Genomic DNA, 22,948 nt, shown 5'->3' with positions numbered 1-22,948 from the left:
GTATTCAAACGAAACTAAACAACCAATCACCGATCAACTATCGGCAATTGGCTGTATAAAGGTGTTTTGATCCCTGTCTCAAAAACGGGGGTCAGTCCCTCGCCCCTGCGCTTTTTTTAACGAATCAAACCGTTCTTTTCTAAATAAGCAAGACTTTGTCTTAACACATCATCTTTCATAATAAAACTGAAATTCTTATTTTTGGCGATGGATCTTGGCAAGTCTGCGAAAAGAACGGGTCCTTTCGTTTCAAAATACGTGTCTTGCTTCACTAGCTTTTCAATATCAGCGAAATAAATATTTTTGACAATGACCTTTTCTCTGCCCAGCACCTGATATTGACCAATATACGTTAATTCACGAACAACAGCACCCGTCTCTTCTTGAATCTCCCGTATAGCGGCTTGGTCTGCTTCTTCATCCGGCTCAACTTTCCCTCCTGGAAACTCATAGCCCCGATCCTCATGTTCAGTGAGCAGCCATTTCCCTTGGTAGCGGCAGATGGCCCAAACATGCTTAGGATGACTTGAAAAAGGCTTCTCCTCAAAAGAGAGCTTGACCGTATTATGATAATAGTCTTTAAATACATGCATGTGAAATCCCTCATATCCTGTCCTTGCTTCTTGTAAAACATCATACCACAGATCACATTTATCTGAAGAATTTTTATCAAAAATGAAACAAACGAGTGGTTCCAACTCGTCTGTATCTAAAATGAGGTATTGTTGCTAAAACCTTTTTATCATCTCCAACTTCATCCAAATTTAATCATGAAACCTTTTATCCCTATTTGACGTAAATGAATCAGTGTTTGTCCTATGACAACGAGGAGGAAATCAGCATGAGTATAAAAAATGGGTCAAAACAAGACGCACCCCATGAGGTGATCAAGAAACACCTCGTGAAAGGGCAAAAGTTAGATTTAACAAAAGACAATCCAGCGGTCGACCAAATTCATATCGGGCTTGGCTGGGACCTCGCTGGTCAGCCAATTGATTTAGATACGCAAGTCTTTCTTTTAAATGAAGAGGACAAGCTGTTGTCTCCTAAGCATCTGATCTATTATCACCAGCAGCAAAGCTTAGATGGAGCTGTTCGTCATCTTGGTGATCATCAATTTGGCGGAGGGTATCGAGACAATGAAATGATTATTATGCAATTAAGCAGAGTCTCACCTGATATTCATAAAATTGTCGTCACAGCCACGATACATGATGCACACGAACGCCAGCATCATTTTGGACAAGTCACCAATGCCTACGTGCGACTTACGGATCAAATCTCGCAGCAAGAGATTTGTACCTTTCAGTTAACAGAGGATTATTCGTATTGTACATCCATTATATGCGCTGAACTCACGAGAGATCAGGAGGAATGGAAAATCACGGCGACCGGGCAAGGGACTACTCTAGATTTAAATGATTTATGCCGCATCTACGGATTTACATCTTGACGCAGGAAAGGAGCCGGCACCTATGGGATTTCATTTCAACACGATAGAAGAGCTTACCTTACAAGCAGAAGGCAGCGGAATCTTTTTTGCCAAAAAAGGCGCCATGATTGCTGATCAAGGAAGTTTCCAATACCGCAAGCGATTACTTGGAACGAATAAAGGAAATATGGTCAGCCAAGTATTTAACCATATCAGCAGGAAATTCACAGGTGAAAACCTTGAGATGATGGAAGTGAGTGGACAAGGTACTTGCTACTTGGCGGATGCAAGCGAGCATGTAACAGTGATTAATCTTGAGCCAAGCGGTCCTTGGCAGCATGTAAGTGTAGAAAGTGAAGATTTACTTGCCTTTACTGAGGAATGCCATTACGGCGTCACACCAGTAGGCGTTGGTATTTTATCACAGAAAGGACTGTTTACATCAAAACTCTCTTATCAAGGGCACGGAGCGCAAGTCGCCATTAAAACGAATGGAAATCCGCTCATTTTAAAAGCCCCCTGCCGTGTAGACCCTGACGCAATTGTTGCTTGGACAGGCAAAGCACCGAAGGTCAAACTAGATGTGAACTGGAAAACTTTCATTGGACAAACATCTGGCGAATCCTACTTATTTGAGTTCCAAGAACAAGATCAAATCGTCATTATCCAGCCATCTGAGCGTACATCTGGCTTACGGGTGGGGTTAGATGATAATCGCTACAAACCTCAGAGCCAGAGCTCCTCTCATGAATTCACCAATTCACAGCAAGAAAATAGAGGCGGCGGGATCAGTGATTTGATCGGAGGCATTTTACAACCGCGAAAATAAAGCATGTAGAGATTCTCTACATGCTTTTTCAATTCATCAAACCATTTGTCTCAATAAAGCTCCTTGTTTCTTCATTGCCGAGCTCATAAATCATTGTGTAAATCTCTTTTCTTTTTCTATCCATTTCATCATTTGGACTATCATAATGATATTCAAGAAACGGAACATGCGCCCGAAAGAATCCTTTCCAATCTGTCATATACTGTTCATCGAAGTAGTCTCTCAGCTGCAAAATTTGATCATCATCTGCTTCTATTTGAAATTGCCAAGCCGCTGCATCTCTATGCTGCGATATCGATCCATCTTGTACGGATACATAGTATGTGTGTCTCGCCATCCGAATCATCCTTTTTCCTTTAGTATGACCAGATATGAGGAAATTACGGCTTTTTGCGCAATTTATTTTTTAACATGTCCAATACATCAATAAACAACTGTGGAATGGGAACTCCAAGGGCTCTGGCTGTCGAGACGATTTGGTAAGATTCATAAATAATATAAAAGATGATCGCTAAATCCTTAATCGCCCCATTTGTCTTCAGCATGACATCGAAGAAATGTGCCATAGATATTAGGGAGACTGTCACGACCTTTCGAACAAGCCGCGTTAAAAACCGCTTCATTGTGAGCTGCCCAGTCAAAGATTCTCTTAGGCTTGAACAAATTAATTCAATAGCCATCAACGTCACTAAAATCATCAGTAAATATCCTGCTCCACCAAACAGAAAGCCCATCGCCGACAAACTCACTGTAACCAACGAAAAGATGCCTAAATCCTTGCTCACTTGGCATCAACATCCTTTCAAAGTGGAACTCCTTACCTCAATAGTATATGCCGAATTCTCGCAATAGCTTGGACGACAAAAAATAAAGGCGCTGTTATGTATTCAGGGAGACGAATGAGACCAAAAAAGCCGCCCATGGGGCGGCTTCTCTTTTTAGACTCTGACATCAATAAATGAAGCATCTGAATCCTTTGGCTGAACAGCTTGAGGCTGCTGCTGCACTTGATCCAGCATAACCATAGCTTGTGCTGTATTCGTAGCAAGCTGCGAATTCAACAAACTAATATTGAGTGTCTTTTGAATGCTCGCTACTTGCTGACTCATCATTCCTGCAATAGAAGACATCTTCTTCCCTCCCTTCTCTTTTCTCTTCGGCTGAAAGCCCTATGATTTCAATGGGCTGTCTGTCCCGATTCCAATAAAAAAAGAATGTCGGTCTATTGATGACCGACATTCTTTTCACATACGTGTATTATCCTAAATATGCTTTAAGCATCCAGTTGTGTTTTTCAATGGATTGATGAATCGCAAGCAGCATATCACCTGTAGTTTCATCGCCAACCTCTGCAGCCAGCTCCATTCCTTGCTTTAATTCCTCAGCGATATTGGAGAAATCATCATATAGATTTTTCACCATTTGCTCCGCTGATTCTTTGCCTTCTGCTTCTTGAATGCTGGAAATTTCTAAGCACTCTTTCATTGTCGCAACAGGCTGTCCATTTAAAGCAAGCATACGCTCAGCCAAATCATCAATATATGTAGCTGTTTCTGTATATAGTTCCTCAAATTTCTCATGGAGTGTAAAGAAATCTTTTCCCTTTACATACCAATGATAGTTATGTAATTTCACGTAAAGCACAGTCCAATCAGCTACTTGTTTATTAACGACGTTTAATAATTGTTCAGACATATTTATTCCTCCTTATGTAATTGCGTTTAGTATGAGAATACCCTTTTCTTATTATACTGAAACCTGCCGTCAATTTCTTCTATTTTGACTGCATGAAATATATGTTAATATGGAAATAAGGAGGGAGTTAGATGCTGTTACTTGGGATTATCAGCTTTATCATTATCTCAATCGTTGTCTTTTTATCATTGTGGACGACATCGAAGGCTTATGAATATAAGCATAAAGTCGATTCACCACAGGATGCAGAACCAAATCAACGTCCTAATCCAAAATAAATCCGCTTTTAATGATGTGAGGTTTCTTCTTCTGCAGTAGTTGAACTCTCTTTTTTCACCTCACCTACGTGGATGTTCGTTTTCGGCATATTATGCTGCTGTTTAGCTGTCACATGGACTTGTATGATATAAAGGCCATCTTTTTTGAAGGCGGTGTGCAATTCGTATACACCCTTGTTTTCTTTCTTTGGCTGAATCATCTTGCTGTTATCCTTGTCGCCATCTTTCCACACTTCAAATTGAACATCATCTGCATCATCAACAGGCGTATCACCGTATGTGACAGCTGCTTTTACTATAACGCTTTCATTTTTCTCCACTTGCTCAGGTCCTGTGAGCTTTACTTCTAATAGCTCAGGCACTTCCCCTTTGCCGCTATTTGCTGCAGAGTTTCCACATGCACTCAATAACATGAGTATCAGAATCATTCCCAACATTTTTCGCATCCTGCGTTTCCCCCTTCTTTTACTGACATGTCCATTTTAACAAATATCCCCTATTTTGACATCTCTGTTTGAATTCAAATAAAAAACCGGACATCTAAATGTCCGGTTCATCATTCTATTCACCAAATACTTTTAAAAGCTCTTCTTGATCCTGAGAAAGCCAGAAACGCATTAAACGTTTTGCCCCTTCAAGATCATGAAGCTTCGCTTGGCCGCATTGCTCTTCGTTTGCAGCAGGAATTTCTGTTACTTCAACCGCATCCTTGAATGTTGCATCAAGAAGTTCAACGATCTCTTTTGGAGTTGGTGCACCACTGACAACTAAATAGTAGCCTGTCTGGCAGCCCATTGGAGAAATATCGATGATATCAAAATGATCATATTTCTCTGAGTGTGTTCTAATATTAAACGCAAGCAAATGCTCTAATGTATGAATCGTATCAGGTTTCATCGCCTGCTTGTTGGGCTGACAAAAACGAATATCGAATTTATTTACTTCCCCATCTGATCCCACTTTATGAACGCCGCAATGACGAACATATGGCGCTTTTACAGCATTATGATCAAGTTCAAAGCTTTCGACTGAAGGCATAATCACCACTCCTATAATTGCAATTTCCTATATTATAACATATTTCTCCGACCAGTTTAGTTTATAAAACTTTCCTTCCTTGCTCTTTTTTCTTATACTGTGGAAGACAGACAAGGAGGAACCTCTATGAAACAAATTTTTATCGGCATAATACGCTTTTATCAAAAATGTATTTCCCCTCTGATACCGCCAAGCTGCCGGTTTTATCCAACATGCTCAAACTATGGACTAGAGGCAATCAAAACGCATGGAGCGATCAAGGGCGGCTGGCTCACCATAAAACGGATTTTGAAATGTCATCCGCTTCACCCTGGCGGCATCGATCCTGTCCCGCCTAAAAAGGAAAAGTAACTTACTTTTCTTCATATCCGTTGACAACTAAGTCAAGCTTCCCTGTTCCAGGGTCAATGACAAGCCCGTGTACAGGTACATCTGATGGAAGAAGCGGGTGATTTTTTACTACAGACACACTGTCCTTCACGCTCTCTTCAACTGAACTAAAGCTTTTGAGCCACTGTTTAAAATCAATTCCTGAGTATTCCAGTACTTCAATACGTTTTTCTGGAATACCACGCTCAACCGCTTTATTTAAAAGTGTCTGGCTGTCTATTTTGCTCATCCCGCAATCATGGTGCCCAATGACATATACCTCGTCAGCATTTAATTCGTAAACAGCAACTAAAATGCTTCGCATAATACTTCCAAATGGATGAGAAACAAGCGCCCCAGCACTTTTGACAATCTTAATATCACCATTTTTCATGTTCATGGCACGCGGAAGCAGTTCAACAAGTCTTGTATCCATACACGATAGAATGACAGCTTTTTTCTGTGGAAACTTTGTTGTTGTAAATTCTTCGTATTTCTTTTCTTCAATAAATTGTTGATTATATTCGATGATTTCATCTAAAAGTTTCATACGTTTGTCCATTCCTTTATCTTTTTTTAAAAATAAATATAGCACAATGTAAGAAATTTCGTCACGCTTTGCAGCTTATTTTTTTTAGAGGAAACATCTGCTGATGAAAATTTTTTATTTTCCTCTTTTCAAATCGTAATTATTACGATACAATAACTCAGGACATTAAATCGTAATCATTTCTATCTATTAGATTGAGAGGAGACATTTTCTACATGAAAAAAATCTTTTTTATTTTAACAGCTGCTTTATTCGCGATCGGTCTTGCCGCTTGCTCAAGCAGTGCGGGCACTAATGCTTCAAAAGGAAAAGCAGACGGGAAACTAATTGTTTACACCACGATCTTCCCAATCCAAGATTTCACTGAAAAAATTGGCGGCTCTCACGTTCATGCTCAAAGCGTGTATCCTGCAAATGCAGATGCACACACCTTTGAACCAAGTTCAAAAACAATGGTTGAAATGGCTGAAGGTAATGCCTTTATCTACAGCGGCACAGGGGCTGAAGCATTCGCAGCCAAAACAGCTGCCACTTTAAAAGACCAAGGTGTGAAAACAGTCAAAGCAGCCGAAGGCATCAAATTGTTATCGACAAATGAAGAACATGCACATGAAGAAGGCGAAGATCATGACCATGAAGGTGAAGACCATGATCATGACGGGCACGATCACGGAGATAAAGACCCTCATGCATGGTTAGACCCGGTTTATGCACAGCAAATGGCGAAAAACATTAAAGACACACTCGTCTCTTTAGATCCAGATCATAAAGACGAATACACAAAAAACTATGAACATCTAAAAAAAGATTTGCAATCGTTAGATCAAGAATTTAAAACAACGTTATCTAAAGCGAAACATAAAGAAATTCTTGTTTCTCACGCAGCTTATGGTTATTGGGAAAAGCGCTATGGCATTGAACAAATCAGTGTTTTAGGGTTATCCGCTTCTGAGGAGCCATCACAAAAACAGCTCGAAAACATTGTACAAAAAGCGGAAAAGCATCACATTCAATACGTTATTTTTGAAAACAACGTCAGCAGCAAAGTATCAGATACAATCCGCAGTGAAATTGGGGCAAAAAGCTTGACCCTTAAAAATCTAGAATCCATTACTGAGGATGATGTCAAAAATGGCGAAAGCTACGTCAGCTTAATGAAACAAAACTTAAAGACCTTAAAAACTGCATTAAATGATTAATGCTTTGAACCCCGGTTGATCACCCGGGGTTTTTTGCTGTAAAAAAAAGCACACCGTTATCAGGCGTGCTTTTTTGATTACATTTGATATTTTTTCTTAAACTGCTCAGCTCTTCCGCCTTTTTCTCCGAATTTTTGACGTCCTGTATAAAAAGGATGCGTATCAGAGCTTGTTTCTACTTTAATGACAGGATACGTTTTCCCATCTTCCCACTCTACTGTCTCATTTGATGTCTTTGTTGATCTACTCAAGAAGCGGTAACCGCTGTTTACGTCCATAAATACAACTTCATGTGAGGTTGGATGAATATCTCTTTTCAATGTCAAAACTCCTTTCGTTAATAAAACGTAATGGTTACGTTTTATATTTATATTCTACTCCCTCTTTTACAACTTGTCAAAAAACAAGCTTTCTTAGTCAGGAAGAATAATCTAAAAATGGTGGAGAATAATAAGCATCATGAAAAAGAGAAGCGATAAGAAAGGCGGAGAAAAAATTGACTGATCTCGTTTTAGCTAGAAGCCTGTTCGGCACAACCATGGGCTTTCATATTATTTATGCCTCGCTTGGCGTTGGCATCCCGCTAATGATTTTGTTAGCTGAACTCATCTTTCAAAAAACGAAGGACCCGCATTATGCCATCATGGCCAAGCGGTGGACAAAAGCACAAGCTGTTCTGTTAGGGGTCGCCATTCCAACAGGTACTATTGCTGGTACGCAGCTTGCCCTTTTATGGCCAGGTTTTATGGAGGTCATCGGAAAGGTCATGTCACTGCCATTCCAGATTGAAATCTATGCGTTCTTTATAGAAGCATTATTTATGTCTATTTATGTGTACGCAGCGGATCGCCTATCAAATGCAATGCGCATCATTACGGTTATTTTTATCGTCATTGGTGCAGCTGCATCAGCGATTCTAATTACAAACGTACATGCTTTTGAAGGGACACCTGCCGGCTTTCAGATGGTGAATGGAGAAATCACAAATATCGAGCCTTGGAAGGCCTTTTTCAATCCAAGCTTTGCTGTAACTGCTACACATGTTGTGCTGTCTGCTTTTACAACAGGTGCTTTTGTGATTGCTTCAGTTGCAGCTTTTAAAATGCTCAAAACGAGAAAAAATGAGAAGCTCTATACATTTCATCGAAAAGCCCTTTTTCTTGGACTCATTGTAGGAGGACTTTTCTCTTTTCTAACAGCCTTAAATGGCCACGAATCCGCTCAGCTTCTGTATGAATATCAGCCTGAAAAGCTGGCTGGAGCTGAAGGTTTATTTGAAACGCAATCACATGCGCCTCTTGCAATAGGTGGTTTTACGGATGCTGATTCGCAGGAAATTAAAGGTGCGATCGAAATTCCTTGGGCGCTCAGTTTTCTGGCAGGAAATAGCTTCGATACAGTGGTCAAAGGCTTAAATGATTTTCCTCGTGACGAGTGGCCGCCTTTATTTATACACACATTATTTAACGGCATGGTCATTATTGGATCGGTGCTCATTCTATTTGCGGTATTAGCGCTGCTTTACCGTAAAATTTTAAAACGGGACAAATTTCCGAAGTGGCTTCTTTTTCTTTACTTATTCGGCGGGCCTCTTAGTCTTTTGGCTATTGAATTTGGCTGGATCTTTGCTTGTACAGGCCGCCAGCCATGGGTCATTTATCGAATGCTCAAAACCTCAGAGGTTGTCACATCATCAGGCTCGATCGGGACACTTTTTATCCTTTTTGCCATTGTCTATCTCATCTTAGGCATAGCAACCGTTATTGTGCTGACGTACTACTTTAGAAAACATTCGATTGAAGAAGACCTACGGTTAACAGAATCTTAAAAAGGGAGCGATCTTGATGCAAATGGATGTTACAACTGATGCACTCATTGCAATCACCATCTTATGGGGATTCGTTTTTATCTATGCAGTGATGGCATCAATGGATTTCGGCGCAGGATTTTGGTCGATGATTTATATGAATAGAGAGCAAACAAAGGCCGCTAATATCGCAAATAAGTACCTTTCTCCGACATGGGAAGTGACAAACGTCTTTATTGTCGCCATCGTTGTCGCATTGTTCAGCCTGTTTCCAGGTGCGACCTTTGTACTTGGTACCGTTTTATTAATACCCGGCAGCATTATTTTATTGCTTCTTGCACTGCGAAGCGGGTTTCTCGTGTTTTCTCATTCACTGCCTAAGAAATACCGAAAAGCAGTGACGTATATTTCAGGGATCAGCGGCTTTATCATTCCGTCCATCCTGATCATGGTTCTCCCAATTACCCATGGTGGATTTATCTTTCAGGAGAACAACGTCTACTCATTAGATCTAGGACTGGTCTTTACAAGTGCAAATGTTTATTCTTTTGTCGGCTTTGCCATCTTCAGCACCCTTTTTCTTTCGTCCTTGCTTTTAGCTGATTTCTCTAATGTAGCTAATGAAGATGAAGCTTACAGCATTTATAGAAGAGGGGCGCTCATTACAGGTCCACTTTCACTCATGATGGCCTTTTTTATCATGCTGACATTACGAAGCGAGGCCAATTGGCTGTTCACAAAAATGATGCAGAACATTCCTATTCTTCTTGTATCTCTCTTAATGTTTCTGCTCGCAGGACTGGCTCTATTTTTACCAAACAGCCGGTTTAAGCATCGGAAAGGGAGACCACGCCTTGCCGTCATTGCGATTATCATTCAATATTTCTTAGCAAGCTATGTGTATGGGCGTGCCCATTTGCCTTACATGGCTTATCCAGATATTACAATCATGTCTGGATTTACAGACCCTGTCACATTTAGGGCATTATTTATCACCTATATTGTAGGGTTTATCATCTTGTTTCCCGGATTTTATTTCTTCTGGAAATTATTTATGAAGGATAAGCGCTATATTCGTCAGGAAGATTAACATGAATGGACGAGCCCCATTTCGGTTACATTATAGATGAAAGACATACTCAAAAGGAGGTCATCTGTATGAGTCAAAAAATCCTTTGTGAAGTCAATAACTGTTCCTATTGGAATGCTGGAAACCGCTGTGGTGCAGATGCAATCTATGTCGTCAGCCACACAGGAAATACGGCTGAGAAAAGTGAAGAAACGGATTGTAAAACGTTTAAACCACAAGACCTTTAAGTCTCATTAAAGGAGGCGCTTCAATTTGAAACACGATCGGCTGCTTCAAACGTTTTTTGACGAAATTCATGACGCGGATGAAGCCGCATTCCACCAAGCCGCTCACTCCTTTTTAAATCTTTGGGATTATGAATATGGACATGCATCAAACATGCCAAGTGAAATTCATCAGTATATCGGACAGCTTGCTTATGACAGCGAGCTGGTTGAAGAGTAAGAAAGAGCGGATCACCGCTCTTTCTTTTTTGTTCAGACAGGAAGGAAAAACTTTCTCTCACTATACCTAGATTCTATTTGGGATGCAAAAGGTGATTCCTTCGTTTTTATCTCACAAAATCATGTTTTGTAAACACGTCGATTTTATCTGAAAATGAACGGAGCGCTTGGTAATCAACCTCCACGCCCATTCCTGGGGAGCGAGGCACCTCAATAAACCCATTTTCAACCTTAATTTCAGGAAAAATGATATCCTGCTCCCAAAATTTTGACGAAGCTGAAATATCACCGGGAATCGTAAATTGAGGAAGCGAAGCAAGTGCTACGTTCTGCGCTCGGGAAATACCTGTTTCAATCATCCCTCCGCACCATAACGGAATTTGATGCTCCTTACTGAACGTATGAATTTTAAGAGCCTCTGTCAATCCGCCAACTCGTGAAGGCTTCACATTAATAATTTGACAGCTGCCAAGCTCTACAGCTTTTCTAGCATCATCTAAAGAACAAATACTTTCATCTAAACAAATCGGCGTTTTTAAATGCTTTTGCAAATGGCGGTGGTCCACAATATCATCTGCTGCTAAAGGCTGTTCAATCATTAATAAACGAATATCGTCCAGCTGCTTAAGCTTGCTAATATCTTTTAATTCATAAGCAGAGTTTGCATCTGCCATTAATGGCAGATCAGGAAAAGACTCTCTGATCTTTTGAAGAAGTCCAATATCTTGACCTGGTTTAATTTTCACCTTCACCCGCTGATAGCCTTGGTCAACAAATTGCTGAATTTGCTCAAGCATATCGTCAATAGGGCCTAACCCCGCCACAACACCAGATGGTATTTTATCTTTTGTACCGCCTAATACATCGCGTAAAGACTTATTCTCACGCTTCGCATAAATATCCCAAACAGCCGCTTCAATGCCTGCTTTCGCCATCCTATTGCCTTTAAATTGATACAGACTGTCAGGGATTTCTGAAGGATGTGTAAAGGTGCGCGTCAGCACGTTCGGGATAAAGAAAGCCCTCAGCATATGATAGCAAGTCTCAATTGTTTCTTCTGTATACCACGGAGAAGAAAAAGCAGAGACTTCTCCCCATCCAGTCAATCCTGTCTGATCTTTGACTTCAACAATAATAAACTCACGCTCTGAAATGGTTCCAAGACTTGTTGTAAATGGCTGTTTAAGCTTCATCGTGACATGATATAAAATTACTCGTTCAATTTGAATCATTTGAAAACCCCTTTGATCTGAGTCTGTGCCTTTGCAATTTATTCGACGCATTTCTTGGCAGCTCGTCCACAAAGTGAAAAGCGGCGGGCCATTTATATTTGGCTAAATGCGACTCACATAAAGCATAGAGCTCATTCTCCGGTATTTTATCATCTGTTACAAGGAAAGCAGCAGGTACCTCTCCCCATCTATCATCATACATACCCGTTACTCCGGCTTCCTTGACATGCGGATGTGTTAGCAGAACCGCTTCAATTTCCGCAGGATAAATATTTTCTCCGCCAGAAATAATTAAATCTGAACGGCGGTCAAGCACAAATAAGAACCCTTCCTCATCCACATAGCCAATATCACCCGTTTTCAGCCAGCCCTCATCAAAGGCAGCCGCGGTCGCTTCTTCACGGTAAAGGTATCCTTTCATCACATTTGCACCTTTCACCATAATTTCGCCATGCTCAAAAGGACGGCAAATGCGATCACCATCTTGAATTTTCAGCTCACACCCAAAAAGAGGTTTTCCCGCTGACCCAAGCTTCTCTACACTAAATTCGGGCGCAAGGGTCACAATTTGTGAACAGGTTTCCGTCATCCCGTACGATTGAAAGACAGGAAAGCCCTTCTCTTTGCTTTCTTGAAGCATCGCATAAGGCGCAGGTCCTCCGCCTAATAAAAGACAGCGCAAAGAAGACGGACATTCTGCCAATCTGCTTAACAAACGAGATAACATCGTCTGCACAACAGAAATCATCGTTACACGATGCCGTTCAATAGAATCCTTTACTTCATCGACGTCAAACTTCTGATGAAGCACGACTGTCATTCCATATATCACAGACTTAAATAAAGCAGATAAGCCGCTAATATGAAAAAGAGGCAGGGCAATGAGCCAGCGGTCATCCTCTCTGAGACCCAGATTCAATGCAGAGGAAACAGCACTATGAAAATGATTGCCAAACGTTTGCTCTACCCCTTTTGGACGTCCTGTTGTACCAGATGTATACATGATGGTCGCTGTTTCATTCAAATCAAATTCACTCTCGATCTTGTTGACATGGCCTTGCCCTGGTTCAGGTAAAGTTTCCATTGTATAAACGGGTAAATCACCCTCATGATCGCTTGCATAACTAGATTCTGTTAATAACGCCGCGGCTTTTGCATCCTTTAGCTGATAGCGCCTTTCAGCTTTTGTCAGCTTATTATTCAATAGCACAATTTTTAACCCTAATAAAAAACAGGCATGTACAAGCATCACCATATGAGGATGATTGTTCATCAAAAGCGCAACCGTTTCCCCTTTTTTCAATGATGCCTGAGCAAGTCTATTTGAAAGCTCTTCCGCTTCTTGAGCTAATTCGTGAAATGTCCACTCTTTCTCATGATAAATGAGTGCGACTCGATCTGGCGTTAAATAGGCACGGTGCAGCAGCCAATTAGGTTGCTTCATCATGACACCTCCTTTTTGTAAAAGAAAACAGCTTAGTCTGATGCACTAAGCTGTTGTTCATTGATATCATTGAATCAAGGGAAACGCGGGAACTGGCCGAAGTCCGGCTTGCGTTTTTCCTTAAAGGAATCGCGTCCTTCTTTTGCTTCATCTGTTGTGTAATAAAGAAGTGTCGCATCTCCTGCAAATTGCTGAATTCCAGCTAATCCATCCGTATCTGCGTTAAATGCAGCCTTCAAGAATCGTAAAGCAGTCGGGCTCTTTTCTAGCATCTCTTCACACCACTTCACCGTTTCTTCTTCAAGCTGATCTAATGGCACAACTGTGTTAACAAGTCCCATATCAAGCGCTTCTTGTGCATTGTATTGACGGCATAAGTACCAGATTTCTCTTGCTTTCTTATGACCAACAATACGTGCAAGGTAGCCTGAACCATAACCAGCATCAAAGCTGCCTACTTTTGGACCTGTTTGTCCAAAAATCGCATTATCTGCTGCAATCGTCAGGTCACACACAACGTGAAGAACGTGGCCTCCGCCAATCGCGTAACCTGCTACCATTGCGATAACTGGTTTTGGAATGACACGGATCAAACGCTGCAAGTCTAATACATTTAGACGTGGAATTTGATCGTCTCCTACATAACCGCCATGGCCGCGAACTTTTTGGTCTCCACCAGAACAGAATGCTTTTCCGCCAGCACCTGCAAGTACGATCACACCAACTTCTGAATTATCACGAGCCCGTGAAAATGCATCAATTAATTCACTAACAGTTTTCGGGGTAAACGCGTTATGTACGTGCGGACGATTAATCGTAATCTTTGCGATCCCATTGTACGTTTCATATAAAATTTCGTCATACTGACGCTCAGTTTGCCATTCAATAGCCATCAATATTTCCTCCTCTAATCTTGCGCTAAAATAAACTCACTTACTATTTTACCAAAAAAATGTGGTTGTTCCACATGAACTGTATGCCCAGCATGCTCAGCCACTATAAATTGACTTCCTTTCAGCTCCTGCTGCATACGTTTGCCGATATGGCAGAACTTTTCATCTAGCGTTCCACAAATGAACAAAGCAGGCAAATGAATATGCTTTAACGCCTTCCAAACAGACGGCTGTGAACCTGTTCCAATTCCTTCTAAGCTGCGAGCCAGTCCAAGAGGATTGGCTTTTAGTCTTCCCTCTCTCAGCTCAGTCTGCCTTTCCGCTGATAAAGTTTTCTGCGACGCAAACAAAGGGATGCTTTCCCAAAAATCCACAAACTTCACTAAGCCTTCATGTCTAATTTTTTGAGCGAGCTGATGATCATGCTTTAGTCTTGCCATCCGCTCTTTAAAAGTGCGAAGCCCAGGAGATGTACTCTCAAGAATCAATTTATTGACACGATCTGGATAACGAGCGGCAAATGATAAAGCAATACGTCCTCCCATAGAATATCCGAGAATATTCACTTTGTGAAGCTTTAATTGGTTTAAAATCTCTACAAGATCTGCCAGCTGCTGAGACATGGCATATCTTCTCACACTTTCTGGCGAGTCCGTACGCCCATGTCCAAGCAAGCTGATCTGAATCAGTCTTGTATTCTCCAAATAAGCATTCAAGAACGTCCAAGACGCTGCACTTCCAGTGAAGCCGTGTAAGCATAATGTGGCATTTGCTGCCGAAGGGTTCTGGTCCACCACTTCGTACGCTACCCCATCACGCATTCTTATGATGAGCGAAGGCATTCTTTTTTCACTTCTTCCAATATGTCATCCATCATTTGACGGTGCTTGTCTACACGGGAATGACGATCTGTTTCAATTTCAATTAAATGAAGCCCAGGTTCATCGATATGCGCCATGTACACATCATGTAACTCTTGTTTCGTTGCCGGTTTCGAATAGGTTCCCCCATATAACTTCGATGCATACTCAAAATTCAGTCCTGTGGGCGTACCGAAGAGCTTTTCATAATAAGGTTTATCAGACGCCTGCGGAAGGAAAGAAAAGATACCTCCCCCATCATTGTTTATCAAAACAACTGTCAGCGGAATGTCCATCAGCTTAGCTGCAAGCAGACCGTTCATATCATGGTAAAATGATAAATCTCCAATGACTAAAGTGACTGGCTGCTTCAAGGCTGCATACGTGCCAAGTGCTGTGGACACAACGCCGTCAATGCCATTTGCTCCGCGATTCGCCATCATTCGAAAAGGCTTGGACTGAGTCTCAAAAAATGTATCTACATCACGAATCGGCATACTATTACCGATAAAAAGGACACTCTCCTTTGGCAAGAGGTGCTGAAGCTGACGGTACACATTCCCTTCAAAGGACAAATCCTCATCTGAATAGCGGGCTGCATGCGTTCTGAATGAAGAATTAGCATTCTGCCAGCAGTTTAAGAAACTTGTCTCTTTACGTTGTACTGCTTGATTTAATGCTGCTTCTACAAAAGCAGAGACAGTACTTTCAATGACGTATGAAGCACTTAACCCAGGATCACGGAAGCCTCCGGCAGCATCAACAACAATCTGCTTTACTTCCGCATGTTTTTCCAGCCACTTGAATAAGGGCTTAGATACAGGCATCGGTCCAAAGCGAATGACCATATCCGGCAATAGGTGCTGCTGTAATGCTTCATCTTTTAATAAAGAATCATACGCATCGATGATCAGATCTTCATTTTCATGTCCGTTGCGTAAAAGAGACAGCGGGTCAGCTAAAATAGGTAAATGCAGAGCTTTCGAAAGGCGTAAAACCGCCTCTTTTTCTTCCTGTGTATGAAGTTCACCAGCCACAATCAGTCCCTTTTTGGATTGGTTCATGACGGTTACGATTTCAGACATCACTCGATCATTTGGGAAAGCCTGACCTGATGCTAATACCTTTTTCGTGTCTGATTCTTCTCGCGCGAAAGGATCAATAGACAGATCAGGAAGCAATGGTTCTCTCAAAGGTACATTGATTTGAACAGGCCCCTTTGGCTCCTGCATCGACATGTGATTTGCTCTCGCAGCTGCTGTCTGAACATAACGCAGCATCGTTTGACTTTCCTCTGGCAATGCTAAGTCTGTGAACCATTTAACAAACTTACCGAATAAGAATTGCTGATCAATCGCTTGAGGTGCCCCAACTTCCCTCAATTCGTGCGGCCGATCAGCAGTTAAAACAATAAGAGGTACACGAGAATAATGCGCCTCTACAATGGCAGGATAAAAATTAGCAGCTGCTGTACCTGATGTACAAATGAGCAGCACTGGTGATTGACTTGCTTTTGCAAGACCAAGCGCATAAAAAGCAGCAGACCGTTCGTCCACTAAAACATGGACATGGATGTCTTGATGAGCAAGGGCCAGCATCGCAAGCGGAGTTGAACGAGAACCAGGACAGACAACTGCCTCTTTCACACCACCTTGAACGAATTCATCCATCAATCTGCCTATATATGTTGTCATGATGTGATTATTCAATAGGATGACCTCCAAGAGCAGACAGCATTGGTCTTAACTTCACTTGTGTTTCCTCATACTCCTGCTTTGCAAGGGAATCCTCTACAATTCCGCAGCCAGCGAACAAACGAACACGATCTTCCTCAATAAGACCTGACCGAATGGCTACAGCAAACTCTCCATTATCCTGAGAATCAATCCAGCCTACCGGCGCTGCATACCAGCCGCGCTTAAGCGGTTCGATTTCACGAATCACTTCAACCGCCTTTTCTTTAGGATATCCGCCTAATGCCGGCGTCGGATGAAGCTGCTCAATTAATGAAAAGAGGGAACAGCTGCTTTTGATTTCTCCTACAATCGGTGTAAACAAATGCTGAATGTTTTTTGTTTTATAAAGACTTGGTTGATTTGGTTTATGCACATGAAGGCAATTCGCTTTAAATGCTTGCTCAATCATATTGACGACAATTTGATGTTCAATCAAATTCTTCTCATCATGCAGCAGTTCCTCGCCTAATGCGTGATCCTCCGCTTCATCTTTTCCGCGAACAATGGAACCTGCTAAACAGGATGAAAAGACCTCTCCACCGCTTTTTTTCACTAAGCGTTCCGGCGTGGCTCCGACAAATGCTTGTCTTCCCTGTTCAACCGCAAATACATAACTCGTTGTTTGGTGCTTTAATAATTCTGCTAATAGTGGAGCAAGTTCAATTTGATTTTTATAGTGAAGCAAGACTTCTCTTGCTAAAACAACCTTTTCATATTCGTTTGCACGAATGTGGTCTGTCGCTTCTTGGATCGCCTTCATCCACTCGTTCACATCCAGCTCTTCCATATGAACAAGTTCAGCTTGTCCACCAGTCCGTACTGGCAATGCCTCGAAACGGGAGGCTTTTTGTTCTAATTCTTGAATAAGCTGATGAACATTCCCGTCCACCTGCTTCCACTCATTGATCGTAAGAAAACTGCCTTCTTTTGAGACAGTCAGCATGATCGATGGCACAAAAAAATGAGCCTCGCCAAAAGCTTCCCAATGACGCGCCTTCTCTTCCTGCGGATCAAACGAGAATCCTCCAAATAAAAGCGGACCAACAGCCGCTTGCTTTAACTCCTTCACATCATGAAAATGGAACATGTGCTGCTTTAGCTGTTCCCATTCTTGATGGACTATATCGAATCGTTCCTTGCCTTGCTCAGATGATTTAATGACGGCCACTCTGCCAAGTCCAGAAAATATCATTTGGCTTTCTGGATCAGACCAAAAAAACCGCTCGCCTAAAAAATCCGCTTCTCCGCTTTGGAAAAAGGCAAGAGGATCCAGATCGTCAACTCTTCTGGAGTAGCTTATCAAAACAGCATGGTTGACGTTATTCGCTTCTTCTAATGTCGCGAGCGCTTCCTGCCGGAAAGTACTTTGCACTGTTGTCACCATGATACATTCCTCCAAAATCCATGAAATAACATAAAAAATAAAACCATAACAAAAAAATACATGAACATTCGAATATGTCGAATGACCTGCTTTTCTATTATAAACCTTAACAGATGAACTTAGTAAAGAAAACAGCTTTTAAAACCTCGAATCCTTATTATATCACGCTTTCAAGATTTTTTCGCTCCTGCTTATTGAAACGAGAGCATCAAAGATAAAAGGGCAGGACCTGTTCTAAAATCAAGCTTTTCTTCGATATGGCAACGATTAGCAAACATCTTTTTCCCGATTCATCGCATCAATATATTGACACCTTTTTGAACTTTGCTAAACTGGAATTTGGACGTGTACGTATTTTTTTATTTAAAGGAGTATATTTTATGCAGCATCAATCGATATCAGATCAGCTTTCACCAATAAAGCCTGATAAAAACTGGCGAATTTGGTGGAATTTACTACGACCGCATACACTAACAGCGGCATTTATTCCCGTTACTTTAGGAACTGTTTTAGCACTTCCAAGTGGTCAAATACATGTTGGGCTATTTTTAGCCATGCTGTTTGCATCTATGTTTATCCAAATCGCAACAAACATGTTTAATGAGTACTTTGATTATGTTCGCGGGCTTGACAACGAGAAATCTGTCGGCATCGGCGGAGCCATTGTAAGAAACGGTGTGAAGCCAAAGACAGTCCTCAGCCTCGCTTATGCACTATTTGCGCTTTCTTTATTACTTGGGGTATATATTTGCATGATGTCTAGCTGGTGGATTGCACTAATAGGACTTATTTGTATGGCAGCAGGCTATTTCTATACTGGCGGCCCTGTACCAATTGCATATACACCGTTTGGAGAACTTGTTTCAGGTGCTTTTATGGGATTAGGAATCATCCTGATTAGTTTCTATATCCAAACAGGCACACTGACGTCTAAAGCGGTTCTCATCTCACTACCAATTTCTATTCTAGTTGGTGCCATCTTACTATCGAACAATATCCGTGATTTAGACGGGGATAAGGAAAATGGACGAAGAACACTTGCCATTCTTGCTGGACGCAAAGCTGCAGTGAACATTTTACTTTCCATGTTTTTGGTATCATATGTACTCATTTTTGTTTATATCTTCACAGATATCGTCGGTCTTTGGAGTCTTCTTGTTTTACTGAGTGTGCCAAAAGCCTATACAGCCATTAAAGAGTTTAAGCAAAAAGAAAAACCGATTGAATTAATGAATGCCATGAAATCTACAGCTCAAACCAATACATTTTTTGGTTTTCTGCTGACGATCGCTTTAATCATACAATACTATATCGCGTAACAAAGAACGCCTGCAGCCGCAGGCGTTTTTTTAATAAGGAATTGCTTCAAATTGGAACTAGTCTTACATACAAAATTGCTCATACTAACAATATGTTTGATATGAAAGGATGATCGCTTTGTTGTCTAAAGACGTATTACATCATTTGAAGCAGCGCCTTCTTGATGAAAAGAAAGAACTTGAAGCCAAAAGCCATGACGATGAACAGAAAGTATCCTTTCCTTACGATTCGATCGGTGAATTGTCTGCCTATGATAACCACCCGGGTGATCAAGGGACAGAGCTGTTCGAGCGGGGGAAAGATATTGCTTTAAACAGCTTGGAACATGAACATATGTTAGACATCAATGAAGCACTCCAAGCCATTGCAGACGGCTCTTATGGTCTGTGCAAGGTCTGTAAAGCCCCTATTCCAAAGGAACGCTTAGAAGCCTTGCCTACTGCCGTCACATGCACAGAGCATTCAAAAGAACAGACCGTTTCACAAAACCGTCCGATTGAAGAGGATTTATTAAGTCCGCCCGCGGGACAATTTGAAAATGAAGAAAGTGCTGCATACGATGGAGAGGATGCCTACCAAGACGTAGAACGCTACGGAAACTCTGAGACCCCATCTGATATGGAATTCCCTCCTCTAACATACGATGATGTATATACACAATCAGAAGATGAAGATTATGTGGAGGACTACGAAGGATTCGCAGCTGCTGATATTGAAGGAAAAGCAAGCAAGGTGTATCCGAACAAAGCACACGAGGCCTATGAAGAAGCACTAGACGAAGAAGGTGTCATGACGGTATTTGGTGACTTGAAACCGTACGAGGAAGAACCTTATACAGAAGAAAATCATTAGTCCCCTCATATTGGGGGCTTTATGTTTATATCATGTAATTATTGGGAAATCATTTTAAGAGTGAATTTGATTGGAGGAGATTCTTGATGGCTAGAAAAAGTATCATTTGGGCGATTGTTGTCTTCTTTATTACATACGCACTATTCTCTATTGCCGGATTCTTGTTCCCCATCGACAGAGAATGGTATGACGCATTGAATAAACCAGAATGGACGCCTGGTGGCGGTGTGATTGGTGCTGTGTGGGCTGTCTTATTTGCACTCATCTCATTGTCCGCAGCGATCATTTATGGAAAATATGGATTCCAAAAAATCACTTTACCATTTTGGATTCTTTTCCTTTTAAATTATGTTTTCAATCAAGCCTTTAGCTTTTTTCAATTTACACAAAAGGATTTGTTTGTAGCTACAATCGACTGCCTTCTCGTCGCACTGACAGCACTTGCACTTGTCATCGTCTCACGTAAACTAAGCAAAGTCGTTCCAATTTTACTGATTCCTTATGTCTTATGGGGCTTCTTTGCCACATACTTGTCTTATACGATCTATTCCATGAATATGTAAAAAAAAGACCGCCATGATGCGGTCTTTCGTTTTGGAGAAAATAAAAAAGAGATCTTTGACAAGATCTCTTTTAAAAATGACCCGTACGGGATTCGAACCCGTGTTACCGCCGTGAAAGGGAATGGCGGAGAAGGAGGGATTTGAACCCTCGCGCCGCTTACGCGACCTACACCCTTAGCAGGGGCGCCTCTTCAGCCACTTGAGTACTTCTCCATTTGGCTCCGCAGGTAGGATTCGAACCTACGACCGATCGGTTAACAGCCGATAGCTCTACCACTGAGCTACTGCGGAAGATCATGGTGGGCCTGAGTGGACTCGAACCACCGACCTCACGCTTATCAGGCGTGCGCTCTAACCAGCTGAGCTACAGGCCCATGAACAGATATACAAATGGAGCGGGTGATGGGAATCGAACCCACGACATCAGCTTGGAAGGCTGAGGTTTTACCACTAAACTACACCCGCAAAAATATGTATGGGGCGATTGATGGGAATCGAACCCACGAGTGCCAGAGCCACAATCTGGTGCGTTAACCACTTCGCCACAACCGCCATACTATGAATATTTTTATAAAAGTGGCTCGGGACGGAATCGAACCGCCGACACACGGATTTTCAGTCCGTTGCTCTACCAACTGAGCTACCGAGCCTACCGGACCATTTTGGTTGCGGGGGCAGGATTTGAACCTGCGACCTTCGGGTTATGAGCCCGACGAGCTACCGAACTGCTCCACCCCGCGATGATATGGGTTTAAAAAATATGGCGGAGGAAGAGGGATTCGAACCCCCGCGGGCTTTGACACCCCTGTCGGTTTTCAAGACCGATCCCTTCAGCCGGACTTGGGTATTCCTCCGTATAGATGGTGGACCTTGTAGGACTCGAACCTACGACCGGACGGTTATGAGCCGTCTGCTCTAACCAACTGAGCTAAAGGTCCTTTATAGCGGCGGAGGGGATCGAACCCCCGACCTCACGGGTATGAACCGTACGCTCTAGCCAGCTGAGCTACACCGCCATGATCAAAATAATCTTTTAAAAAGTGGAGCCTAGCGGGATCGAACCGCTGACCTCCTGCGTGCAAGGCAGGCGCTCTCCCAGCTGAGCTAAGGCCCCATAAAAGATGGTCGGGAAGACAGGATTCGAACCTGCGACCCCTTGGTCCCAAACCAAGTGCTCTACCAAGCTGAGCTACTTCCCGATCTTAATGGCGCGCCCGAGAGGAGTCGAACCCCTAACCTTTTGATCCGTAGTCAAACGCTCTATCCAATTGAGCTACGGGCGCTTATTTATAATGCCGAGGGCCGGACTTGAACCGGCACGGTAGTCACCTACCGCAGGATTTTAAGTCCTGTGTGTCTGCCAATTCCACCACCCCGGCGTGGATGGTATAAGCGGAAGACGGGATTCGAACCCGCGACCCCCACCTTGGCAAGGTGGTGTTCTACCACTGAACTACTTCCGCATTACAGGATTTCTTTATTTTATTTGGCAATGCGGGTGAAGGGACTTGAACCCCCACGTCATAAAGACACTAGATCCTAAGTCTAGCGCGTCTGCCAATTCCGCCACACCCGCATGAAACATGGTGAGCCATGAAGGACTCGAACCTTCGACCCTCTGATTAAAAGTCAGATGCTCTACCAACTGAGCTAATGGCTCGCTTTAAAAGCGACTTGTCTATCTTACCATATGAAAGTGGTGCCGGCAAGAGGACTTGAACCCCCAACCTACTGATTACAAGTCAGTTGCTCTACCAGTTGAGCTACACCGGCTTTATCTATCCTAACATTATGTAAGAATAAATATGGTGGAGGATGACGGGCTCGAACCGCCGACCCTCTGCTTGTAAGGCAGATGCTCTCCCAGCTGAGCTAATCCTCCATATTGTGTCGTTTCGAAGTGTCTCTCAGATCAGCAAATCATGACGCTGCTT

27 protein-coding genes and 19 tRNA genes are annotated in these 22,948 nt (G+C 42.2%); 12 read left to right on the top strand and 34 right to left on the bottom strand.

Annotated features, from left to right (window positions below; all coding sequences use genetic code 11):
- Nucleotides 1–116 precede the first annotated feature (116 nt).
- The gene (ytkD, locus tag ASE42_RS11125; RefSeq protein ID WP_025093666.1) at nucleotides 117–593 is read right to left on the bottom strand and encodes an RNA deprotection pyrophosphohydrolase; all 477 of its coding nucleotides are present in this window, start codon (nucleotides 591–593) and stop codon (nucleotides 117–119) included.
- A 248-nt stretch (nucleotides 594–841) separates the two neighbouring features.
- Here ytkD and ASE42_RS11120 point away from each other — a divergent pair, with 248 nt between their 5' ends.
- Together ASE42_RS11120 and ASE42_RS11115 are read left to right on the top strand one after the other, a co-directional pair.
- A complete protein-coding gene (locus ASE42_RS11120) occupies nucleotides 842–1,453 on the top strand; it encodes a TerD family protein (RefSeq protein ID WP_056766999.1) in 612 nt (203 codons plus the stop codon).
- 22 nt (nucleotides 1,454–1,475) lie between these two features.
- Nucleotides 1,476–2,261, top strand: coding sequence for an AIM24 family protein (locus ASE42_RS11115; protein WP_024424922.1), 786 nt, complete (start codon nucleotides 1,476–1,478; stop codon nucleotides 2,259–2,261).
- A 28-nt stretch (nucleotides 2,262–2,289) separates the two neighbouring features.
- Here ASE42_RS11115 and ASE42_RS11110 read toward each other — a convergent pair whose 3' ends face one another.
- From ASE42_RS11110 to ASE42_RS11095, 4 genes are all read right to left on the bottom strand, one after another.
- Nucleotides 2,290–2,598 carry a hypothetical protein gene (locus ASE42_RS11110; RefSeq protein WP_024425787.1) on the bottom strand — a complete coding sequence of 103 codons (309 nt, stop codon included), beginning with the start codon at nucleotides 2,596–2,598 and terminating at the stop codon, nucleotides 2,290–2,292.
- 43 nt (nucleotides 2,599–2,641) lie between these two features.
- Nucleotides 2,642–3,046: a holin family protein gene (locus tag ASE42_RS11105; protein WP_056766997.1), complete on the bottom strand. Its 405-nt coding sequence runs from the start codon at nucleotides 3,044–3,046 to the stop codon at nucleotides 2,642–2,644.
- A gap of 153 nt (nucleotides 3,047–3,199) precedes the next feature.
- A complete protein-coding gene (locus tag ASE42_RS11100) occupies nucleotides 3,200–3,391 on the bottom strand; it encodes a hypothetical protein (RefSeq protein WP_024424925.1) in 192 nt (63 codons plus the stop codon).
- A gap of 127 nt (nucleotides 3,392–3,518) precedes the next feature.
- On the bottom strand, nucleotides 3,519–3,956 hold the full coding sequence (locus ASE42_RS11095) for a Dps family protein (protein WP_024424926.1): 438 nt from the start codon (nucleotides 3,954–3,956) through the stop codon (nucleotides 3,519–3,521).
- Between the two features lie 131 nt (nucleotides 3,957–4,087).
- On the opposite strand from ASE42_RS11095, the gene ytzI reads away from it, so the two are divergent.
- Nucleotides 4,088–4,234, top strand: coding sequence for a YtzI protein (gene ytzI / locus ASE42_RS11090; protein ID WP_003217544.1), 147 nt, complete (start codon nucleotides 4,088–4,090; stop codon nucleotides 4,232–4,234).
- Nucleotides 4,235–4,242: 8 nt separating this feature from the next.
- Here the strand turns inward: ytzI and ASE42_RS11085 are convergent, their stop codons facing one another.
- Both ASE42_RS11085 and ASE42_RS11080 read right to left on the bottom strand, forming a co-directional pair.
- Nucleotides 4,243–4,680 (bottom strand): FixH family protein, encoded by a 438-nt coding sequence (locus ASE42_RS11085; RefSeq protein ID WP_056766995.1) that lies wholly within the window; start codon nucleotides 4,678–4,680, stop codon nucleotides 4,243–4,245.
- A gap of 115 nt (nucleotides 4,681–4,795) precedes the next feature.
- The gene (locus ASE42_RS11080) at nucleotides 4,796–5,272 is read right to left on the bottom strand and encodes an S-ribosylhomocysteine lyase (RefSeq protein WP_056766993.1); all 477 of its coding nucleotides are present in this window, start codon (nucleotides 5,270–5,272) and stop codon (nucleotides 4,796–4,798) included.
- A 126-nt stretch (nucleotides 5,273–5,398) separates the two neighbouring features.
- Between ASE42_RS11080 and yidD the strand changes: the two genes are divergently transcribed.
- Nucleotides 5,399–5,623 (top strand): membrane protein insertion efficiency factor YidD, encoded by a 225-nt coding sequence (gene yidD, locus ASE42_RS11075; RefSeq protein ID WP_056766991.1) that lies wholly within the window; start codon nucleotides 5,399–5,401, stop codon nucleotides 5,621–5,623.
- Nucleotide 5,624: 1 nt separating this feature from the next.
- On the opposite strand, the gene ASE42_RS11070 is transcribed toward yidD, so the two are convergent.
- Entirely contained in the window at nucleotides 5,625–6,191 is a 567-nt protein-coding gene (locus tag ASE42_RS11070; protein WP_024424929.1) for a beta-class carbonic anhydrase, read from the bottom strand.
- A gap of 215 nt (nucleotides 6,192–6,406) precedes the next feature.
- Here ASE42_RS11070 and ASE42_RS11065 point away from each other — a divergent pair, with 215 nt between their 5' ends.
- Nucleotides 6,407–7,390, top strand: a complete 984-nt coding sequence (locus ASE42_RS11065) for a metal ABC transporter solute-binding protein, Zn/Mn family (RefSeq protein ID WP_056766989.1) — start codon at nucleotides 6,407–6,409, stop codon at nucleotides 7,388–7,390.
- A gap of 77 nt (nucleotides 7,391–7,467) precedes the next feature.
- Here ASE42_RS11065 and ASE42_RS11060 read toward each other — a convergent pair whose 3' ends face one another.
- Nucleotides 7,468–7,710 (bottom strand): type B 50S ribosomal protein L31, encoded by a 243-nt coding sequence (locus tag ASE42_RS11060; protein ID WP_024424931.1) that lies wholly within the window; start codon nucleotides 7,708–7,710, stop codon nucleotides 7,468–7,470.
- A 176-nt stretch (nucleotides 7,711–7,886) separates the two neighbouring features.
- Between ASE42_RS11060 and ASE42_RS11055 the strand changes: the two genes are divergently transcribed.
- The 4 genes from ASE42_RS11055 (at nucleotide 7,887) to ASE42_RS11045 (ending at nucleotide 10,731) form a co-directional block, all read left to right on the top strand.
- Nucleotides 7,887–9,218, top strand: a complete 1,332-nt coding sequence (locus tag ASE42_RS11055) for a cytochrome ubiquinol oxidase subunit I (protein WP_024425783.1) — start codon at nucleotides 7,887–7,889, stop codon at nucleotides 9,216–9,218.
- A 22-nt stretch (nucleotides 9,219–9,240) separates the two neighbouring features.
- On the top strand, nucleotides 9,241–10,287 hold the full coding sequence (locus tag ASE42_RS11050; RefSeq protein WP_200956593.1) for a cytochrome d ubiquinol oxidase subunit II: 1,047 nt from the start codon (nucleotides 9,241–9,243) through the stop codon (nucleotides 10,285–10,287).
- Nucleotides 10,288–10,355: 68 nt separating this feature from the next.
- Nucleotides 10,356–10,514: a DUF1540 domain-containing protein gene (locus ASE42_RS18640; RefSeq protein WP_008360682.1), complete on the top strand. Its 159-nt coding sequence runs from the start codon at nucleotides 10,356–10,358 to the stop codon at nucleotides 10,512–10,514.
- A gap of 25 nt (nucleotides 10,515–10,539) precedes the next feature.
- Complete coding sequence (locus ASE42_RS11045) at nucleotides 10,540–10,731, top strand: hypothetical protein (protein WP_024424934.1); 192 nt, start codon at nucleotides 10,540–10,542, stop codon at nucleotides 10,729–10,731.
- 106 nt (nucleotides 10,732–10,837) lie between these two features.
- Here ASE42_RS11045 and menC read toward each other — a convergent pair whose 3' ends face one another.
- The 6 genes from menC to ASE42_RS11015 form a co-directional block, all read right to left on the bottom strand.
- Nucleotides 10,838–11,962 carry an o-succinylbenzoate synthase gene (menC, locus tag ASE42_RS11040; protein ID WP_056766985.1) on the bottom strand — a complete coding sequence of 375 codons (1,125 nt, stop codon included), beginning with the start codon at nucleotides 11,960–11,962 and terminating at the stop codon, nucleotides 10,838–10,840.
- On the bottom strand, nucleotides 11,949–13,409 hold the full coding sequence (locus ASE42_RS11035; protein ID WP_056766983.1) for an o-succinylbenzoate--CoA ligase: 1,461 nt from the start codon (nucleotides 13,407–13,409) through the stop codon (nucleotides 11,949–11,951). Before ASE42_RS11035 ends, menC begins: the two co-directional genes overlap by 14 nt.
- A 71-nt stretch (nucleotides 13,410–13,480) precedes the next feature.
- Entirely contained in the window at nucleotides 13,481–14,299 is an 819-nt protein-coding gene (gene menB, locus ASE42_RS11030; RefSeq protein WP_024424937.1) for a 1,4-dihydroxy-2-naphthoyl-CoA synthase, read from the bottom strand.
- Between the two features lie 14 nt (nucleotides 14,300–14,313).
- On the bottom strand, nucleotides 14,314–15,141 hold the full coding sequence (gene menH / locus ASE42_RS11025; RefSeq protein WP_056766981.1) for a 2-succinyl-6-hydroxy-2,4-cyclohexadiene-1-carboxylate synthase: 828 nt from the start codon (nucleotides 15,139–15,141) through the stop codon (nucleotides 14,314–14,316).
- Complete coding sequence (gene menD, locus ASE42_RS11020) at nucleotides 15,123–16,868, bottom strand: 2-succinyl-5-enolpyruvyl-6-hydroxy-3-cyclohexene-1-carboxylic-acid synthase (RefSeq protein WP_056766979.1); 1,746 nt, start codon at nucleotides 16,866–16,868, stop codon at nucleotides 15,123–15,125. The genes menH and menD overlap by 19 nt, the downstream gene beginning before the upstream one ends.
- On the bottom strand, nucleotides 16,861–18,279 hold the full coding sequence (locus tag ASE42_RS11015) for an isochorismate synthase MenF (protein WP_056766977.1): 1,419 nt from the start codon (nucleotides 18,277–18,279) through the stop codon (nucleotides 16,861–16,863). Before ASE42_RS11015 ends, menD begins: the two co-directional genes overlap by 8 nt.
- Before the next feature lie 380 nt (nucleotides 18,280–18,659).
- Between ASE42_RS11015 and ASE42_RS11010 the strand changes: the two genes are divergently transcribed.
- The 3 genes from ASE42_RS11010 to ASE42_RS11000 all read left to right on the top strand — a co-directional run bounded on the left by ASE42_RS11010 (nucleotide 18,660) and on the right by ASE42_RS11000 (nucleotide 21,014).
- Nucleotides 18,660–19,598, top strand: a complete 939-nt coding sequence (locus ASE42_RS11010; protein WP_025093657.1) for a 1,4-dihydroxy-2-naphthoate polyprenyltransferase — start codon at nucleotides 18,660–18,662, stop codon at nucleotides 19,596–19,598.
- A 118-nt stretch (nucleotides 19,599–19,716) separates the two neighbouring features.
- Complete coding sequence (locus tag ASE42_RS11005) at nucleotides 19,717–20,451, top strand: TraR/DksA C4-type zinc finger protein (protein WP_056766975.1); 735 nt, start codon at nucleotides 19,717–19,719, stop codon at nucleotides 20,449–20,451.
- 86 nt (nucleotides 20,452–20,537) lie between these two features.
- A complete protein-coding gene (locus tag ASE42_RS11000; RefSeq protein ID WP_024424942.1) occupies nucleotides 20,538–21,014 on the top strand; it encodes a TspO/MBR family protein in 477 nt (158 codons plus the stop codon).
- Nucleotides 21,015–21,136: 122 nt separating this feature from the next.
- Here ASE42_RS11000 and ASE42_RS10995 read toward each other — a convergent pair.
- The 19 genes from ASE42_RS10995 to ASE42_RS10905 all read right to left on the bottom strand — a co-directional run bounded on the left by ASE42_RS10995 (nucleotide 21,137) and on the right by ASE42_RS10905 (nucleotide 22,896).
- Nucleotides 21,137–21,227: transfer RNA gene (locus tag ASE42_RS10995), tRNA-Ser, on the bottom strand.
- A 3-nt stretch (nucleotides 21,228–21,230) separates the two neighbouring features.
- A tRNA-Asn gene (locus ASE42_RS10990) sits at nucleotides 21,231–21,305 on the bottom strand.
- A 6-nt stretch (nucleotides 21,306–21,311) separates the two neighbouring features.
- Nucleotides 21,312–21,388: transfer RNA gene (locus tag ASE42_RS10985), tRNA-Ile, on the bottom strand.
- 17 nt (nucleotides 21,389–21,405) lie between these two features.
- A tRNA-Gly gene (locus tag ASE42_RS10980) sits at nucleotides 21,406–21,479 on the bottom strand.
- A gap of 11 nt (nucleotides 21,480–21,490) precedes the next feature.
- Nucleotides 21,491–21,566: transfer RNA gene (locus ASE42_RS10975), tRNA-His, on the bottom strand.
- Between the two features lie 25 nt (nucleotides 21,567–21,591).
- Nucleotides 21,592–21,664 (bottom strand) — tRNA-Phe (locus ASE42_RS10970).
- Nucleotides 21,665–21,677: 13 nt separating this feature from the next.
- Nucleotides 21,678–21,754, bottom strand: a tRNA-Met gene (locus ASE42_RS10965).
- A 21-nt stretch (nucleotides 21,755–21,775) separates the two neighbouring features.
- Nucleotides 21,776–21,868 (bottom strand) — tRNA-Ser (locus ASE42_RS10960).
- Nucleotides 21,869–21,875: 7 nt separating this feature from the next.
- Nucleotides 21,876–21,952, bottom strand: a tRNA-Ile gene (locus ASE42_RS10955).
- Nucleotides 21,953–21,956: 4 nt separating this feature from the next.
- Nucleotides 21,957–22,030, bottom strand: a tRNA-Met gene (locus ASE42_RS10950).
- 25 nt (nucleotides 22,031–22,055) lie between these two features.
- Nucleotides 22,056–22,128 (bottom strand) — tRNA-Ala (locus ASE42_RS10945).
- A gap of 8 nt (nucleotides 22,129–22,136) precedes the next feature.
- Nucleotides 22,137–22,213, bottom strand: a tRNA-Pro gene (locus ASE42_RS10940).
- Nucleotides 22,214–22,220: 7 nt separating this feature from the next.
- A tRNA-Arg gene (locus ASE42_RS10935) sits at nucleotides 22,221–22,297 on the bottom strand.
- A gap of 10 nt (nucleotides 22,298–22,307) precedes the next feature.
- Nucleotides 22,308–22,393, bottom strand: a tRNA-Leu gene (locus tag ASE42_RS10930).
- A gap of 12 nt (nucleotides 22,394–22,405) precedes the next feature.
- Nucleotides 22,406–22,477 (bottom strand) — tRNA-Gly (locus ASE42_RS10925).
- 30 nt (nucleotides 22,478–22,507) lie between these two features.
- Nucleotides 22,508–22,590 (bottom strand) — tRNA-Leu (locus ASE42_RS10920).
- 8 nt (nucleotides 22,591–22,598) lie between these two features.
- Nucleotides 22,599–22,674: transfer RNA gene (locus tag ASE42_RS10915), tRNA-Lys, on the bottom strand.
- A 37-nt stretch (nucleotides 22,675–22,711) separates the two neighbouring features.
- Nucleotides 22,712–22,787: transfer RNA gene (locus tag ASE42_RS10910), tRNA-Thr, on the bottom strand.
- Between the two features lie 33 nt (nucleotides 22,788–22,820).
- Nucleotides 22,821–22,896, bottom strand: a tRNA-Val gene (locus ASE42_RS10905).
- Between the last annotated feature and the right edge of the window lie 52 nt (nucleotides 22,897–22,948).

The sequence above is a fragment of the Bacillus sp. Root920 genome (genome assembly GCF_001429445.1).
GTDB lineage: Bacteria > Bacillota > Bacilli > Bacillales > Bacillaceae > Bacillus > Bacillus safensis.
This window is presented reverse-complemented; position numbering and strand designations above follow the sequence as displayed.